We start from the raw sequence: 17,322 nt of genomic DNA, 5'->3' as shown, positions 1-17,322 counted from the left end.
TGTAAGAAAAAGGACGATACGCAATCGTCCTTTTTCTTATGCCTTCAGCGCACAATCACAGCGCACAATCATTGAGTGCACAACACAAACCATGACAAACAGGAATGGCTCCTCTCAATCGAGAGGAGCCATTCCTGTGAATAGGAGGCGCATCAATCAGTCGTGATCGTGCACGTTGAAATGCAGCTTGGTGAGCAGCTGCTTGCGGTAGGCGGTGAAGTCGTCGGATACGCGATCGCGATGGGCAAGATTGATCGGCACAATCTCTTTGATGCGGCCTGGGCGTGGCGTCATAATGACCACACGATTGCCCAGATAAATCGCCTCATCCACGTCATGCGTCACCAGAATCATCGTCATGTGGTATTTCTCCCACAAATCCAACAGACGGTCCTGCAAATCCGCGCGGGTGAAGGAATCCAACGCACCCATCGGCTCGTCAAGTAACAGTACTTCCGGATGGTCGATCAGCGCACGAGCGATGGCCACTCGCTGCGCCATACCACCGGAAATCTGATGCGGATACGATTTTTCGAATCCAGCGAGCCCCACCTTGTTCAGGTATTCGCCCACCTCATCCTTATGTTCCTTGTACTTGCCCTGCGCTTTCAAGCCGAACGCAATGTTCTCTTCCACGGTCAGCCAAGGGAAGAGACTGCCCTGTTGGAACACATAGCCGCGTTCCGGGTTCGGTCCCTCGATCTCATGGCCTTTGAAGGTTACTTCGCCGCGCTGTGGCTTATCCAATCCGGAGATCAGACGCAGCAGAGTGGTTTTGCCGCAGCCTGAAGGACCGATGATGGAAATCAGTTCGCCTTTGCGTATATCAAGGTTCACATCCGAAAGTGCTTGCGTCACACTGCCATCATCACCGACGAAATCACGTTCGATATGTTTGATGGAAATGATCGACTCACCTAGCGCAACCTGCGGGGAGACTTCCGGTTCGGCTGCCGTTGCAACGCTCATTTCACCAATCCCTTCTGCCAGCGCAGCACACGGCCACGCACTACTTCAAGAAGTTTCATAATCAGGGAGAACAGCACGGCCATCACCACAATGGCGGCAAGAATCTCGTTGTATGCGGACCAGGCCTTGGCCTGATCGATGTAGTAGCCGAGGCCACCGGGCTGGCCCATCATTTCGGAGATGACCAGGGTCAGGAACGACAGGCTGTTGGCCATGCCAATGCCGGTGAAGATGCTCGGCATCGCATGAGGAATGGCCACATGGAAGAGGATGTACGGCGTTTTGGCGCCCAATGTGCGCGAGGCTTCCACCAGCATCTTCGGCGTGCTCTGAATGCCCTGGGCCGTGAGGAACGCCACCGGGAACCAGGAGCAGATGAGCAGCAGGAACACTGCGGCGATGAACGGAGTCGGCATCAGCGTCAAAGCGAACGGCATCCATGCCACGGCCGGAATCACACCGGTGATTTTCAGCACCGGGAACACCCAGTAGTAGGCGCGAGCGAACCAGCCGATGAGCACACCGGTCAAGACGCCGAGCACCACGCCGGATGCGAAGCCGGCCGCGAACAGACGAACGGAGTAGAACGTGTTCAGTGCCACGTAAGCACCGTCGGTCACGAACGGTTCCATCACCTGCGAGGGGCCGGGGAAGAACGGCTGCGGCAACACCTGCAGTTTGGTACCGGTCACATCCCACAGCGCCAAGGCAAGACCTGCGGCGAAACGGAATTGTGCACGGTAACGGAACCGGCTGGCATCGTGCGGGTCACGCGCGTCGACCACGCCGATAATCACATACAGCAGCGTGAGCGCCGCGAGCAGGAACAGGTAGGCTTCCTGACCGTTGAGTAGGAAAATCCAAATCTGTCCTTGCTTGAATTCCACTGGTGCCACTTGTGGGAACACCAGATTGACGATGGCTGCAATCACGAATCCGGCAGCGGAGAATGCCACGACCAATGGATACGGCACAGTCCTCACCGTTTGCTTCGATTTGCTTGTTGCCGTGACCTGCGCGCCGGCTTCCTCCACGGCAAGCGCCACTGAGTTCAACGGTTCCAGCTTCGTCACCTCCCGTGATTCGAGCTTTACCGTCGATGCCGAGGGATTTACCACATCGGCTGTGATACTGCTCATTGTTCTTGTTTCCTTCCAATAACGAACGAATGGTGTGCTCGATGTTCCTCGCGAACATCAGTCCCGCAATGTCAGGGCGGAAGGCCCTGATTTCCCTATGCCCAGTACCGGGCAGGTCATCAGAGCCAACCGTCATGCTATTGCCGAACCGTTCGGCTCATCTCAGCTCAAATCGATCTTCTGGTAGGCTTCCTTGGCGAAAGCGTCAGGATCGTTGGTCTTCAGGAAGCCGATCTTCTTCAAGCCTTCGGAGAAGAACTGCACGTCATCCTGAATCTGAGCGTCCTCGTTGTCCTGAACGCCGTAGTCGTAGTCCTTGAACAGCTTGACGATAAGCGCCTTGTCGTTGATCGTGGAGTACTTGTTCTGCATCACGATATCCGCGGATTCCTCAGGATGCTGGGCGATGTAGTCACGAGCCTTGTTGAGTGCGCGAATGATGGCGGCCATCTCGTCCGGCTTCTCCTTGATGATCTTTTCAGAACCGTAGAGGAAGCAGCAGAAGCGCTTGGCGAACTTCGGATCGGTACCGAGGTCGAAGATGATGTCAACGGTGCCCTTCTGCTCCTGGATGGTGGGCAGCGGGTCCCACAGTGCCGCGGCATCGATCTGACCGTTCTGCAGGGCTTCGAACTCAAGGTTGGCATCATCGAACGGCAGGTACTTCACATCGCCGTTCTTCTGATCCACATTGAGGCCGGCGTCGCCCAGCCACAGGTTGGCGGCTTCGTACGGCGTGCCACCGATCTCGTCAACGCCGATGGTCTTGCCCTTCAAGTCCTCAGCGGTCTTGATCGGCGATCCCTTCTTGACCGCAATCTTGATGCAGCCCTTGTTCAGTGCGCCCACAACCTTGGTCTTCACGCCGTTTTCAATGGACGGGAAGAACTGGAAGTCACCGTTGGTCACGGCGAAACGACCGGTGTCAAGACCCACCTTACGGGTTTCGGTGTCGGCGGTCACCAGCTTGGCGTTGATGCCCTCCTCCTTGAAGAAGCCCTTGGCCAGTGCAATGCCGATCGGCGAGCTGCACAGCGAGCTGGACTTCGGGAATTCCACAGTGCCGTACTTGTAATCGGCGCTGGCGGTGTTCGAACTGGAGCTACCGGTGCTGCTGCTTGGCGCGGATGTGCTCACACCACAGCCACCGAAAGTCAGTACGGTAAGCAGTACGCCAAAGATAGCGGTACCTTGCATAATGAGACGATGCTTCGTAAGCATTTCTCCCAACCCCTCTCTGAGCCATTCCCTCAATGCGTAAACCAACAGATTGCTTATGGAATGGTTCTCATCTGGTAATACACGGGAGTCAGACAGCACTCCCGCCTTCGACGAATCCGTGGCGCAACGTCAACGGTTCATGTTCCGTGCGAAGTAATTTCATACTACTTCCTGCAACCCGCAAAACCGCGAGATTTCAACGTTTTCGGGTTCCGTATATCCGATAGCAGGGTATATATTCCCGTTATATGGCGGGTAACAATATGCGCGACACGTCGTGTGACGCATCGCGCATTGTGCTATAAAATCACAGTCGATTTCGATGATTGCCGAATGTGATTTCACCGTGTGATGGAATCGTTTCAGGACAGCTAGGACAACAGATTGTCAATCTGCTGGTCAATGGCACCGATGGACCGCTGCTGTTCTTGGGGCAGACTCTCATAGGCTTTCTCCAAGGCTTGGCCCAGATCCTCGATGAGATCTTCCACATCCTCAATGCCGATGGAGAGTCGAATCAGCTCGTCGGTGATACCGACCTTCAACCGTTCCTCGCGCGGCATCTCGAAATGCGTCATCTGAGCGGGCAACTCAGCGAGGCTTTCCACCGCGCCGAGCGAGACGGCCAAGCGGAAGACCTTGAGGTTGTTGAGCACCACCGCAGGGTCGACGCCTTCCTTGACTTCGAAGCTCAGCACGCCACCGGCACCCTTCAATCCCTTGGCGGCAAGTTCACGCTCGCCTTCCGGTCCGAGGCCCGGGTAGTGGACCTTGCTGACCAGCGGATGCTTCAGCAGATACTGCGCCACGGCGGCGGCGTTCTTCTGTTGACGATCCATGCGCAGCGCCAGAGTCTGAATGCCGCGACGCACCGCATCGCATTCCGCCGGAGGCAGGATGCCGCCCAATCGGTTCTGTGCGAAGTAGATGCGGTTGGCAAGATCCTCGCTGGAGGTCACTACTAATCCGGCAATCACATCGGAGTGACCGGCTAAGTACTTGGTGGCGGAATGCAGCACCACATCCGCGCCCAGATCCAACGGCTGCTGGTTGTATGGGGTCACGAACGTGTTGTCCACAATCACCAATGCGCCATGCTTATGGGCGATGGCTGCGATACGGTTCACGTCATTGACCTGCAGCAACGGGTTGGTGATGGTCTCGAAGTAGACGGCCTTGGCTGGAGCGGTGTCACCATTGCCGCTGATGGCACGTTCCAGTTTGTCGAGATCGCCGGCCGTGTTCACCGTGGTCAGGCGTAGCCCCCACCGGGTGAAGTGATCGTTCAGTTGCGAATAGCTGCCACCATACACGTTGTCGCCGGCCACAATGCGGTCGCCCGGCTGGAAGATCGACAGCACGGCATGGATAGCAGCCAGACCGGAAGCGAATGCAAAACCACGCGTGCCGTGTTCCAGCTGCGCAATCTGCTGCTCCAGGAAATCACGGGTCGGATTGCCGCTGCGCGCGTAATCGTAGCGAGGCGTGGCACCCACATAGGGGAACGTGTACGTCGACGAATTGTAGATCGGCGGATTCACCGCCCCCGTGTTGTTGTCATGCACCGGCAAACCGTGAACAAGCTGCGTATTGAACCGTGCCATGAATTACTATTCCCTTCCTTTTTTGGTGTAATGACGTGGCGTTGCACTGGCGGAATCAAGTCCCGCCTCGTAAAGACTCAGGCGAGCACCCCAGAAGTCAACTGGCTGAAAACATCGGCATCGGCATGACGAGCGACGTACCGTTCAAAGGCAATATCGAAAGCCTGACCCAGATCCTCAATCAGATCAGCCTCATCCTCGATGCCGATGGACAGTCGCACGAGTTCATCGGTGATGCCGACCTTCAGACGTTCCTCACGAGGCAATTCGAAATGCGTCATACGACACGGCAGCTCAGCGAGGCTTTCCACGGCGCCCAGTGAGACAGCCAGACGGAAAACGTGCAGGTTGTTCAGCACGTCCGCCGGATCCACGCCGGGCACCACTTCAAAGCTCAGCACGCCGCCGGCGCCTTTGAGCCCCTTGGCGGCCAGACGCTGGTCACCGGCGCCGGGAAGTCCCGGATAGTTGACGCGCTTGACCAGCGGATGCACCAGCAGGTACCGGGCGACGGCGAGCGCGTTCTCCTGCTGACGATCCATGCGCAGCGCCAAGGTCTGAATGCCACGACGTACCGCATCGCATTCCGCTGGAGGCAGCACACCACCCAGTCGGTTCTGCGCGAAGTAGATGCGGTTCGCCACATCCTCGCTGGAGACTACGACGAGCCCCGCGTTCACATCCGAGTGGCCGGCCAAATACTTGGTGGCGGAGTGGATCACCACATCCGCGCCAAGCTGGAGCGGCTTCTGCAGGTATGGGGTCACGAACGTGTTGTCCACGATGGCGAGCGCGCCGAAACGGTGGGCGACCGCGGCGATGCCGCGCACATCGTTCACCTTGAGCAGTGGGTTCGTAATGGTTTCAAAGTAGACGGCCTTTGCTGGCTCGATACCGTTCTCGGGATCGCCTTGTACTGCTTCAGTCAAGGCGGTCAAATCCTGAGTGTTCACAGCAGTGAAGCTCAGACCCCAGCGGGTGAAAAACTCATGGAACTGCGAGTAGGAGCCACCGTAGATGTTGTCTCCCACCACAATGCGGTCGCCCGGCTTGAAGATGGACAGCACGGCATGGATTGCAGCCAATCCGGAAGCGAACGCGAATCCGCGTACACCCTCCTCGAGCTGTGCGATCTGCTGTTCCAAAAACTCACGGGTCGGATTGCCGCTGCGCGCATAATCGTAGCGAGGCATCGCATCGACCTTCTCGAAGGCATATGTCGTGGAGTTGTAGATCGGCGGGTTCACGGCTCCGGTGTTGTTGTCTTGCACCGGCAGTCCGTGGACGAGCTGAGTGTTGAACCTGGTCATTGCGCACCCCCTTTAAATCGTTGTAGCGCGAGCCGCTTGTGAGGCCCCTCCCCACGCGGCACGATTACGACGATAACGCGGACGGCTCGGTATGTCACCGGCGTGGCTATATGGGTTGCTTATAGGCGGTTATGTGGCCGACTACACTGGTGAGGCATGAAGATCACCAAAGCGCTGACCCGTTTGCAGGGTGCTGATTCCTCCCCCGTGTTCCTGCTGCTGCATGGCTGGGGTTCCAATGAATATGATTTGCCTGATTTACTGAACTATTGTGGTGCAGGCTCATCGGATTACGCCAGTTTGCAGGCACCGATCGCCTATGGTATGGGATACACATGGTTTGGCGACTGGGCTCACGAAGGCGTGCCGGAAGGCGAGTCGCTAACTTGTCAGGCACTCGACGCTGCGCAAGCCATCGACGATTGGGTGAATGCCAATATTCCGGCCGCCCGCCCGGTGGTTGCATTGGGATTCTCGCAAGGTGGTCTGCTGGCCTGCCATATGCTGCGCCTCAATCCTGACCGGTATGCTGCCGCGGTCTCCTGCTCCGGTTGGCTTGCTCCGGGAGCAATGCCCGGTGACGACGAACTTGCGTCCCTGCAGCGCCCGGTTTTCTACGGTCATGGTGCCATCGATGATATTTTCCCGGCCGCCGACGTTCAGGCCATGAGTGATTTCTGGGCCGCGCACAGCAAGCTGACCGAACAGATCTACCCCGGTATGGCACATTCCATTAATATGCCGGAGATGCGCGATATTCAGCGTTTCCTGGAGGAGAATAATTTCGTGCGCCCCAAGATTTGGTAGAGGTGGGATGACCTCTGCTGAACGGCTGTCTCTCCCCCAGTCAGCTTCGCTGCCAGCCACCTCGTCAGAGGGGGGCCAAACAACACTCCGTCATTCACTCGCGTAGTCGAGATGCTTGAATTCGGGAACTTTGTACCATTTGACGGGATAGCCGGCACCGTGGGCGCAAAAGACGGAATCCGGAGTGTTATCCACATCGGATTCCGGATCGTAATGAGCTTCGCGAATCACCCGCTCCTCATCATGGCACGGCCGGTAGCCGCCGAAAGTGGCGGAGAAGCGACCGCGACCATGCGTGTACTGGCTCACTTCCATCGCATAATCGCGCATTTCGGAGACCGGAGCCTCGCCGGTAATCACCGCGTAATCGTGCATCTCGGCCGGCGCGTCGAACGTGCCGGACATGCGCTGGACATCACTCATCGCACGGCCAATCATCTCGCTCGGCACTTCCAAACGGAATCGATACCAAGGTTCAAGAATCCGACAATTGCCGGGAGCGCTGGTATCCGGACGCCCATCCACCGGAATATCCGGATGGCCGCTGACTCCGGCATGCGCTTCCATGAGCCCCTGTCGAATCGCGCGATAGGTGGCTTGGCGGAAATCACCGCCTTCCGTATGCTTCAGATGCGCCTTGCCCGCCACCAACGTCATCGTGATATCGGTCAGCGGCGCGCCAATCAGCACACCCAAATGCTCGCGTTCGGTCAGATGCGTAAGAATCAAACGCTGCCAGTTGCGATCCAAGTCATTCTCGCTCAACGCCGACGCCACATGCACGCCGCTGCCAGGCTCCCCCGGCTCCAGCAGAATATGCGCTTCCGCATAATGACGTAGCGGCTCGAAGTGTCCTACGCCCTCAATCGACGCGGTGATGGTCTCCCGGTAGAGAATCGACCCCGCACCGAAGGCAACATCCAATCCGAACCGTTCGGCCAGCGTCTGCTGAATGATTTCCAACTGCACGGCGCCCATCAGCTGCACATGGATTTCCTGCAAACGCTCCACCCACACCACGTGCAGCAGCGGATCCTCATCCTGAAGCTCCCGTAATGCGGCAAGCACCTTATGCAAGGTCAGGTCATCGAACTTCGCATGCGGCTGCGCATATGATTCGTCAGCGGCCGCCGAGTTCTCCTCGGTATCGTCCGCAGCATTGTCTGACTGGGTAGCCTTGGCTGACTGTTCGTCCGGTACGACTGCGCCAGCCGGCAACACGGTATACGTCAGCACTGGCTGCAATTCGGGAGCTGCGGCATCTGGTTCGGCTCCCAGTCCCGCTCCGGGGAATGTGTGGGTCAGACCAGTGACCGCGCACACGCCGCCGGCCGGCACTTCGGTAACGGTTTCGAATTTCGCGCCATTGTAGACACGCACCTGATCGATTTTCTCGCTCCATGATTGCGCTGATGGGTCGCTATCTTCCCCACCATGAGACGCCCCCGAGCCGACTATCGCCTTGGCTTTCAACACGCCACCGGTGACTCGCAGCCAAGTCATGCGGTTATGTTGCCCGTCATGAGAGATTTTGAATACTTTCGCACCGAAATCCGCCGCCCAATCCGGTTCTTTGGTGAAGGCCGCCATACCATCCAGGAATTCCTCCACGCCCTGCAGTTTCAACGCGGAGCCGAAATACACCGGGAACAATGACCGGCGTGCGATCATGCCGCGTACTGTGCCCATGCTCAACGAACCGTCGTCGAGATACTCCTCCATCGCCTGCTCATCCAGCGTGGCGATATCCTCAGTAGCCGTTCCAAGGTCGATGATTGAAGCATCGTCAACACCCGCGTCAACGGCACTGGGTAGTTCATAAATCGCGTCGCTCAAGCGTGTGCGCAGCTGAGCCAGCACGGCATCATGATCGAATCCGGCGGCATCGCACTTGTTCACGAAAATGAAGGTCGGCACCTGATAGCGCGTCAGCAATCGCCACAACGTTTCGGTATGCCCTTGCACACCGTCCGTGCCGGATACCACCACAATCGCGTAATCCAGTACGGTCAGTACACATTCGGTTTCCGCAGCGAAATCCACATGCCCCGGCGTATCCAGCAACGTAAGCTTCAAATCGCCGTGTTCCACCAATGCCTGATGAGCGAAGATGGTGATGCCGCGTGCCTTCTCCAGCGCGTTCGTGTCGAGAAATGCGTCACCATGATCCACGCGACCCAGTTTGCGGATTTCCCCACTGCGATACAGCAACGCTTCGGACAATGTGGTTTTACCGGCGTCCACATGAGCCACAATGCCCGCCACAATCCGCTTCATACCGCCCCGCTTTTCTTTCCAAACGCTCATTGCATAGTTCGGCATACCAATATACATTCGTCACGCAGAAAACGAGCCATGCCGCACGAATCGTTCGAGATACCGGTCAAGGCGCTGCCCTAAGCCTATAGAGGCATACACAATCAAGTCCAAAGCAGCCGTTACTGATATCGGCTTCGAACAGTGCTAGGCTTTTTCTCAGATATCCGCTTGCAGTTGGGAGCTCAACCGAAGAGCGAAGGGGCGGGCATCGCAGAGAAAGGACTCATGCAATGAGCGAAGAACAATCCAACGAAGCACTGCAAGGCAGCGGACAAGTGCCTTTCGACCAGCCATCTGCCCCACCTGCGGCAGCCGGAGATCCTGCAACTGCACCGACACCACAGAGCGGACAGCCTGCAGCACCATACCAGTCGTCTGCCGACCAGCCGACGCAAGCGTTCCCCACAGCTCCAGCCCAGCCGATCCAGCCCACGCAAGTGCTGCCAGTGCAGTCCGGAGCTCCCACACAGGCATTCCCCGCACCGGCCGGTCAACCATGGCAGCAGCAGGCGCCGACCGGTTCCAATACACCGGCACCATGGCAGCAGGCACCGAGCCAGCCGGCACCGAGCCAGCCGGCACCGTCAGCCCCTCAGAACCAGCCGGCACCGTGGCAGCAGCAGCCGGCTCCGGGCACTGGCCAGCCTTATGCAGGGCAGCCTGCGCCATGGCAGCAGCCGGGTCAGCCTGTTCCGGGCCAGCCTGCTCCCGGTCAACCTGTTCCGCACAATCAGCCTGGAGCTCCATCGTCAAATCCATTTACGCCATCGTCTGACCCCGCGGGCTCTGCCAATACCGCGCCGCAAGGTCAGTCTGCACCCGGTGCCCCTGTATGGCAACAGCAACCCGGTCAGCCGAACGCTCCGGTTCCTGCCGGTGCCCCTGCATGGCAGCAACCGGGCCAGCCAGGCGCTCCTGTGCCCGGCCAACCCGTACCCGGAGCTCCCTCGTGGCAGCAGCAGCCGGGACAGCCCGGCGCACCGGTTCCTCCTGGAGCCCCAGGTTGGCAGCAGCCTGGACAGCCCGGCGCTCCAGCACCCAAGAAGAAGCTGTCGCAGAAGGCCCTGATCGGCATCATCGTTGGCGCCGTGGCCGCAGTGGTAATCATCGCGCTGGTGATATTCATGCTCTTCAAGCCCGGCTCGCTCACCACCGATGATTACCTCGATACCAGCAAGCAGGCCGCGCTCATTCAAGGCAAGTACGCAACCGCCTCTTGGGAGCTTTCGAATGCCATATCCGCCGCATCTGGAACTACTACCAAGTTCAGCCAGTCGGATGTCGACAAGGTGAAAAACGAAGTCAAAGCCTTCGACGAAGCGAACACCAAGTTCACCACGCTGAAGGCCTACCAGAACGACGAGGACATCAAGAAGCAGTTCGACAAGTATCAGACGAAGGCTAAGAAGTTCTCCACGTTGTCCAATAATCTGGCGGATCTGGCCCTACCAATGAACAAGGCAGCCAAGGCTTGCGATGATACTCCGACCTCCACGATGTACGACAGCGACTTCTATAGCTCGTATGAGTCGTATATCAACGATTGCAGCGCGGCACTTGATGAGCTAGGCAAATCCAAGGTCGACGGCATCAAGGAATACAGCACCTCGCTCAAGGATTACCTCACCTCCGTCGGCGATATCATCAAGCAGATGAAGGAGCTGGGAGACCCGAACAACATCGAATACGGTACGGATGCGTACACCAAGATGCGTGACCTTATCGACAAGTACTACGACATCGAACCCCCATACGATGCGCAAACCAAACTGTACGATACACTCGACAAGTTGGAGGAGAGCAGCGACCCATCCAAAGAGCTCAACAATCTTACTGATTTGATTCAGGATAAGGTAACCGAGCATCTCGATAAGAAGTAATCGCACTGATGATTATTCCTCGGTAGTAAAGGTAGTGTAGCGCCCTGCCGATGTGTTTGATGCTCATCGGCAGGGCGCTACTGTATGCGTTTGCGCTGCATGACGCTGCGCTATGGTGCTGCGCTATGGTGCTGCGGTATTGCGAGCTGTGCGCATGGAGCTGCACCGAGCGCATGTACGGATGCCGCTGCCGCTGACGCTACAATGGCAAAGACAGTACAGCAGACAACGCACCCCGCAATGAACGAGTTTCCAAGGAGCAAGTGTGGCAGTTTCCGGTATCAGCGTGTTCGGCAGGCCTTCCGAAACGCAGGCAGCAGAATCGCATTCGCTGGATGATTTGGGATTCCCTCGCGATTATGTGACGCTTGATTTGGAGACCACCGGCCTATACCCGTCCCGCAGTGCGATTACGGAAATCGGTGCCGTTCGTGTGCGCGGCGGACGGATTGTCGACCAATTTCAGGAGCTCGTGAATCCCCGACGCCCCATCCCCCGCCAGATCACCACCCTCACCGGTATCAGCAATGCCATGGTGGCCGATCGCGATTCCATCGATCAGGTACTCCCCCGTTTCATCAGCTGGCTGGCAGATGCTTCATCAGCTGAGCTTACCGAGCCGATTGTGGGCCATAACGTAAGTTTCGATCTTCGTTTTCTGGATTACAATGCTCGCCATGTTGTCGGCAGCGGATTCCCCTGCACGGATTACGACACGATGCAAATCAGCCGCGTGCTGTTCCCCGCCCATCAGCATCATCGGTTGGCTGATCTGATTGTGCGCTTCGGCATTGCCGAAAATGAGGAGCATCGCGCTTTGAGTGATGCGATTCAGACACAGCAATGTTTCGAATGGATGCACCAGTACACTGCTCAGCATCGTGATTTGGCGCATGTCGACTGGCGCGCGGTGCCGGCGAAATCCAGTACGCCGATTATTCATCAGCAGCTTATGCTGCGATAATGCGCAACACTTAGGCGCAACACTTGGGCGCGGCACTACCAATGAAGCCCCTCATGGTGAGGGGCTTCAAGTGCATAAGTTGCCGCAAGTATTTACAGACCGTATTCCTTGGCGATGATGTGCCACAGATCTTCGGCGGCCTGATCAACCGTGTTGTTGACGATAGTCACGTCGAACTCGTTTTCGGCAGCCAATTCAACCTTGGCGGTTTCCAAACGTCGCGCCTGCTGCTCCGGAGTTTCGGTGCCGCGACCGATCAAACGACGCTTCAATTCCTCGAAACTCGGCGGCGCGATGAACACGTACACCACTTCAAGACCAAGTTCGGCGGCGCGCTGCTTCACACGGCGGGCACCCTGCAAATCAATCTCAAGAATTGTGGGAACGCCCTTGGCCAGATGCTCTTCGACAGGCTTGAGCAGAGTGCCATAATGCGCCATGCCATGCACCACTGCGGTTTCAAGGAATTCGCCGGCCTGTTCCTTGGCCACGAATTCGTCTTCAGTCAGGAACCAGTAGTTCACACCATTGACCTCGCCCGGACGCGGCTGACGAGTGGTGGCGGAAACCGAAACCCATACTTCAGGGTGGTCGGCGCGCAGTTTCGCCTCAACCGTGCCTTTGCCGACGGCAGTGGGACCGGTCAGTACAATCAAACGACCTGCAGGAGTATGTTCGCTCATAGTTCCTCCTTTACCATTCTGTTCTTTATGAGTAACAAAATATCGGCATTCTGATGACGAATGCCGATAGTATGCGCACGTAGCGTAGGCAAGTCAGATTTGCAAACGCTCGATGGAATTACTTGCTCTGCTGTTCGCCTTCTTCAGTGGCTTCCAGCAACGCCTGCCGCACATCAAGAGCGATGGATTCAGTGGCTTGGCTCAGGGCTGCGATATCCGGACCATGGGAAGCGATGAAACGGGAGACGGTGACCAGCACATTGCCACGCGTGCCCTTGAACACGGTCTTCAGATCCTTGGCTTCAGCGCCCTGCCAGCCGTAACCCGGAGACAAAATCGGACCGGTGAACTTGGATGGATCCACGCCGGAATCCTGCATCCACTGGCCGATGGTCGCGCCGATGATCAGGCCCACGGAACCCATGCCGTCAATGCCTTCATTGTGCTTTTGCGCAGTGGAGGCAATACCGTAGGCCACCGTGCGTCCCTTGTATTCGCCGCTTTGGCGAATCGAGGTCTGCAGGCTCATACCTTCCGGATTGGAGGTCAGCGATGCCACGAACACGCCTCGGCCGTTTTCCAATGCTTCGGAGATCAGACCGTTCAAAGAACGAGCGCCATAGTACGGCAGCAGCGTGATCGCATCAGCCAACATTGGGGCACCCGGCTTGAAGTAGGCGTCCGCAATGGCGGAAATCGTGGTGGAAAGACCACCATGCAGGCAGTCCACAATGGTAATGACACCCATCTGGCGTGCCGCGTAGAGCACACGCTCGAGCGCTTCGAATCCCTTGGATCCGTAACGCTCGAACATGGATGACTGGAATTTCACGGCTGCAGCCCTGCCGTTGGCGGCCTGCAGCATGCGCATGGAGAAGAGTTCCGCGCCCTCGGCGTCGACGTTATACCCCCAGTCGGTGAGGAGCTTTCGGTGTGGATCGATACCCACACATAACGGCCCGTACTTGGCCATTGAATTACTCAATCGTAAACCGAAATCGGAACGCTGAGCCTTCAGCTCCTCGCCGCTAGTGGTAACCATCAGAACTCCTGTCTCTCCAATTCGAACAGCTGCTTCGAATGATCCTGGATGCTCATGATCTGATAATCATTATGCTTCACGGCCTCGATGGCGAGCAGTGCGGCCTGGAATTCCGTAACCGTGGTGAACTGCGGCAAATCGGCGGCAATAGCGGCCGCACGAATGGAGTAACCATCAGAACGGGAGCCACGGGAGTTCGGCGTGTTGAGGATCATATCGATCTTGCCGTCCTCGATGAGCTGTACCACGTTCTTGCCCACGGAGCCTTCAGCATGGTGAACCACCACCGGTGCTTCCGGATCGGAATCCATACGCGTGCTGATCTTGTCCACAATGTTGGAGTCAATGCCGTAGCGGCGCAGCACGGATGCGGTACCTTCGGTGGCCCAGATCTTGAAGCCGAGTTCCACCAGTCGCACGGCGAGCAGCGGCAGCTGGCGCTTGTCGGTGTCGTTCACGGAGATGAACACGTTGCCGGAGGTCGGCAGGCCACCTTCGTAAGCAGCAAGCTGGCTCTTGGCGAATGCGTGCGGGAAGTCGCGGTCGAAGCCCATGACCTCACCGGTGGAGCGCATCTCAGGTCCGAGGAGGATGTCCACGGTCTTGCCAACCGGGGTGCGGAAACGCTTGAACGGCATCACGGATTCCTTGACCGCCACCTGCTGGCCGCGGTGCATCACACCGCCGTCGCCCTTGGGCAGCAGCAGACCGTTCTTACGCTGGTCGGCGATGGTCTCACCGGCCATGATACGGGCTGCGGCCTTGGCCAGGGCCACGCCGGTTGCCTTGGAGGCGAACGGCACGGTACGGGATGCGCGCGGGTTGGCTTCGATCACGTACAGCGTGTTGGCCATGAAAGCGTACTGCACGTTGATCAGGCCCTGCACATGGCAGCCCTTGGCGATGGCGTAGGTGCCTTCCCTGAGTCGACGAATCTGATCATCGGACAGCGTGGACGGCGGCAGGGTGCAGGCGGCGTCGCCGGAGTGCACGCCGGCTTCCTCGACGTGCTCCATAATGCCGCCGATGTACAGTTCTTCGCCGTCGAACAGGGCGTCAACGTCGATTTCGATGGCATCCTGCAGGAACTTGTCGATAAGCAGCGGCGAGGGCAGGCGACCGGAAACCACGGTATCGGCCTGAGCTTCGGCCAGTGCACGGTCCACGTACTTGGTCAGCTGCTTGTCGTCATAGACGATTTCCATGCCGCGGCCGCCGAGCACGTAGCTCGGGCGCACCAGCACCGGGTAGCCGATGCGGTGGGCTGCGTCCATGGCCTCTTCGAGGCTCAGGGCGGTGCCGTAGCGAGGCGCGTTCATCTCCGCCTTCTTCAGCACTTCGCCGAAGAGCTCGCGGTTTTCAGCCAGGTCGATGGATTCCGGCGTAGTGCCCAAGATCGGCACGCCGGCGGCCTTCAGACGAGCTGCCAGAGACAGCGGGGTCTGGCCACCGAGCTGCACGATGACACCTTTGACCGGGCCCATCTTCTTCTCGGCCTCGTAGATTTCGAGCACGTCTTCGAAGGTGAGCGGCTCGAAGTAGAGGCGGTTGGACATGTCGTAATCGGTGGACACGGTCTCCGGGTTGCAGTTGACCATGATCGTGTCATAGTCCTTGCCGAGCTCCTGCACTGCGTGCACGCAGGTGTAATCGAACTCGATGCCCTGACCAATGCGGTTCGGGCCGGAGCCGAGGATGATCACGGCTTCACGCTCACGCGGACGCAGTTCGGTCTCGTCGGCGTAGCAGGAGTAGTAGTACGGCGTGACCGCGTCGAACTCGGCGGCGCAGGTATCCACGGTCTTGTAGACCGGGCGGATGCCGTAGTTCCAGCGAAGCTCACGAATCGTGTTCTCGCCTTCGTCGCCAAGACCGCGCAGATGTGCGATCTGCACGTCGGACAGGCCTGCAAGCTTGGCTTTCTTCAGCAGCTTCGGCGTCAGGGTCTCAGCTGCACGCACGGTCATGGCCATGTCGTTGATCAGCGTGATCTGCTTCAAGAACCACGGATCGATCTTGGTGGCGGCGTACAGCTGCTCGACGGTGGCACCGCCCCAGATGGCGCGCATCAGCTGCAGGTAGCGATGCTCGGTCGGAATATGCACCTGTTCGAGCAGTTCGGCGACCTCTTCGGCGGACGGCTTCTCACCATCCCAGTTGAAGCCCATGTGACGCTTGTCGATGGAGCGCATGGCCTTACCGAGGGATTCCTGGAAGTTGCCGGCCAGCGCCATGGCCTCGCCCACGGACTTCATGGAGGTGGTCAGGGTCGGATCGGCACCCGGGAACTTCTCGAAGGCGAAGCGCGGCACCTTGGTGACCACGTAGTCGATGGTCGGTTCGAAGGATGCCGGGGTGGACTGGGTGATGTCGTTGCGAATCTCGTCCAGTGTGTAACCAAGAGCCAGCTTGGTGGCGATCTTGGCGATCGGGAAGCCGGTGGCCTTGGATGCCAGAGCGGAAGAACGGGAGACACGCGGGTTCATCTCGATGACGATGATGCGGCCGGTCTTTGGATGGATGGCGAACTGAATGTTGCAGCCACCGGTATCCACGCCCACGCCGCGGATAATGGCGATGCCGATGTCACGCAGCTTCTGGTATTCGCGATCGGTCAACGTGAAGCAGGGGGCCACGGTGATGGAGTCACCAGTGTGCACGCCAACCGGATCCACGTTTTCGATTGGGCAGACGACCACGACGTTGTCGTTACGGTCGCGCATGAGCTCGAGCTCGAATTCCTTCCAGCCCTCGATGCCCTCTTCAATCAGGACTTCGTCGGTCGGCGAGTAGTGGATGCCGGCACCGGCGATGCGGTGCAGTTCCTCCTCATCATGGGCGATGCCGGAACCCAGACCACCCATCGTGAAGCTCGGGCGTACGACCAGCGGATAGCCGAGTTCTTCGGCGATGCGGTCGCATTCCTCAAGGCTGTGGGCGATGCGGGAGCGGGCGGATTCCGCACCGGCCTCATCCACGACCTTCTTGAACAGTTCACGATCCTCACCGCGGTCGATGGCCTCAAGGGATGCGCCGATGAGCTCGACATTGTACTTCTTTAGCACGCCGGCCTCGCCCAAAGCCATGGCGGCGTTCAATGCGGTCTGGCCGCCGAGGGTCGGCAGCAGCGCGTCCGGGCGTTCCTTGGCGATAATCTGCTCGAGGATCGGGGTGGCGATCGGCTCGATGTAGGTGGCATCGGCCATCTCGGGGTCGGTCATGATGGTGGCCGGGTTCGAGTTGACGAGGATGACGCGGATGCCTTCCTCACGAAGAACGCGGCATGCCTGGGTGCCCGAGTAATCGAACTCCGCAGCCTGACCGATTACGATCGGGCCGGAGCCGATGACCATCACGGATTTGATGTCGGTGCGCTTCGGCATA

At 58.3% G+C, this 17,322-nt stretch carries 12 protein-coding genes; 3 read left to right on the top strand and 9 right to left on the bottom strand.

Annotated features, from left to right (window positions below):
* Window positions 1-156: 156 nt before the first annotated feature.
* The 5 genes from JS530_RS04325 to JS530_RS04305 form a co-directional block, all read right to left on the bottom strand.
* Complete coding sequence (locus JS530_RS04325; protein ID WP_214375955.1) at window positions 157-969, bottom strand: ABC transporter ATP-binding protein; 813 nt, start codon at window positions 967-969, stop codon at window positions 157-159.
* A complete protein-coding gene (locus JS530_RS04320) occupies window positions 966-2,108 on the bottom strand; it encodes an ABC transporter permease (RefSeq protein ID WP_214375954.1) in 1,143 nt (380 codons plus the stop codon). The genes JS530_RS04325 and JS530_RS04320 overlap by 4 nt, the downstream gene beginning before the upstream one ends.
* A gap of 162 nt (window positions 2,109-2,270) precedes the next feature.
* Window positions 2,271-3,329, bottom strand: coding sequence for an ABC transporter substrate-binding protein (locus JS530_RS04315; protein ID WP_214375953.1), 1,059 nt, complete (start codon window positions 3,327-3,329; stop codon window positions 2,271-2,273).
* A gap of 371 nt (window positions 3,330-3,700) precedes the next feature.
* A complete protein-coding gene (locus tag JS530_RS04310) occupies window positions 3,701-4,933 on the bottom strand; it encodes a trans-sulfuration enzyme family protein (RefSeq protein WP_214375952.1) in 1,233 nt (410 codons plus the stop codon).
* Window positions 4,934-5,010: 77 nt separating this feature from the next.
* Window positions 5,011-6,243 (bottom strand): trans-sulfuration enzyme family protein, encoded by a 1,233-nt coding sequence (locus JS530_RS04305; RefSeq protein ID WP_214375951.1) that lies wholly within the window; start codon window positions 6,241-6,243, stop codon window positions 5,011-5,013.
* Between the two features lie 156 nt (window positions 6,244-6,399).
* On the opposite strand from JS530_RS04305, the gene JS530_RS04300 reads away from it, so the two are divergent.
* Window positions 6,400-7,050 carry an alpha/beta hydrolase gene (locus JS530_RS04300; RefSeq protein WP_214375950.1) on the top strand — a complete coding sequence of 217 codons (651 nt, stop codon included), beginning with the start codon at window positions 6,400-6,402 and terminating at the stop codon, window positions 7,048-7,050.
* A gap of 90 nt (window positions 7,051-7,140) precedes the next feature.
* On the opposite strand, the gene JS530_RS04295 is transcribed toward JS530_RS04300, so the two are convergent.
* Window positions 7,141-9,327 carry a GTP-binding protein gene (locus JS530_RS04295; RefSeq protein WP_214375949.1) on the bottom strand — a complete coding sequence of 729 codons (2,187 nt, stop codon included), beginning with the start codon at window positions 9,325-9,327 and terminating at the stop codon, window positions 7,141-7,143.
* Window positions 9,328-9,599: 272 nt separating this feature from the next.
* Here JS530_RS04295 and JS530_RS10925 point away from each other — a divergent pair, with 272 nt between their 5' ends.
* Both JS530_RS10925 and JS530_RS04285 read left to right on the top strand, forming a co-directional pair.
* Window positions 9,600-11,249 (top strand): hypothetical protein, encoded by a 1,650-nt coding sequence (locus tag JS530_RS10925; protein ID WP_214375948.1) that lies wholly within the window; start codon window positions 9,600-9,602, stop codon window positions 11,247-11,249.
* A gap of 265 nt (window positions 11,250-11,514) precedes the next feature.
* The gene (locus JS530_RS04285; RefSeq protein WP_214375947.1) at window positions 11,515-12,213 is read left to right on the top strand and encodes a 3'-5' exonuclease; all 699 of its coding nucleotides are present in this window, start codon (window positions 11,515-11,517) and stop codon (window positions 12,211-12,213) included.
* Between the two features lie 92 nt (window positions 12,214-12,305).
* Here JS530_RS04285 and gmk read toward each other — a convergent pair whose 3' ends face one another.
* The 3 genes from gmk to carB all read right to left on the bottom strand — a co-directional run bounded on the left by gmk (window position 12,306) and on the right by carB (window position 17,321).
* Window positions 12,306-12,896, bottom strand: a complete 591-nt coding sequence (gene gmk / locus JS530_RS04280; protein WP_214375946.1) for a guanylate kinase — start codon at window positions 12,894-12,896, stop codon at window positions 12,306-12,308.
* Window positions 12,897-13,014: 118 nt separating this feature from the next.
* On the bottom strand, window positions 13,015-13,938 hold the full coding sequence (pyrF, locus tag JS530_RS04275) for an orotidine-5'-phosphate decarboxylase (RefSeq protein ID WP_214375945.1): 924 nt from the start codon (window positions 13,936-13,938) through the stop codon (window positions 13,015-13,017).
* Window positions 13,938-17,321 carry a carbamoyl-phosphate synthase large subunit gene (carB, locus tag JS530_RS04270; RefSeq protein ID WP_214375944.1) on the bottom strand — a complete coding sequence of 1,128 codons (3,384 nt, stop codon included), beginning with the start codon at window positions 17,319-17,321 and terminating at the stop codon, window positions 13,938-13,940. Before carB ends, pyrF begins: the two co-directional genes overlap by 1 nt.
* Window position 17,322 lies beyond the last annotated feature (1 nt).

It is taken from the genome of Bifidobacterium colobi (genome assembly GCF_018555455.1).
GTDB lineage: Bacteria > Actinomycetota > Actinomycetes > Actinomycetales > Bifidobacteriaceae > Bifidobacterium > Bifidobacterium colobi.
The sequence above is the reverse complement of the archived record's forward strand: the minus strand, read 5'-3'. Positions and strand labels throughout refer to the sequence as shown.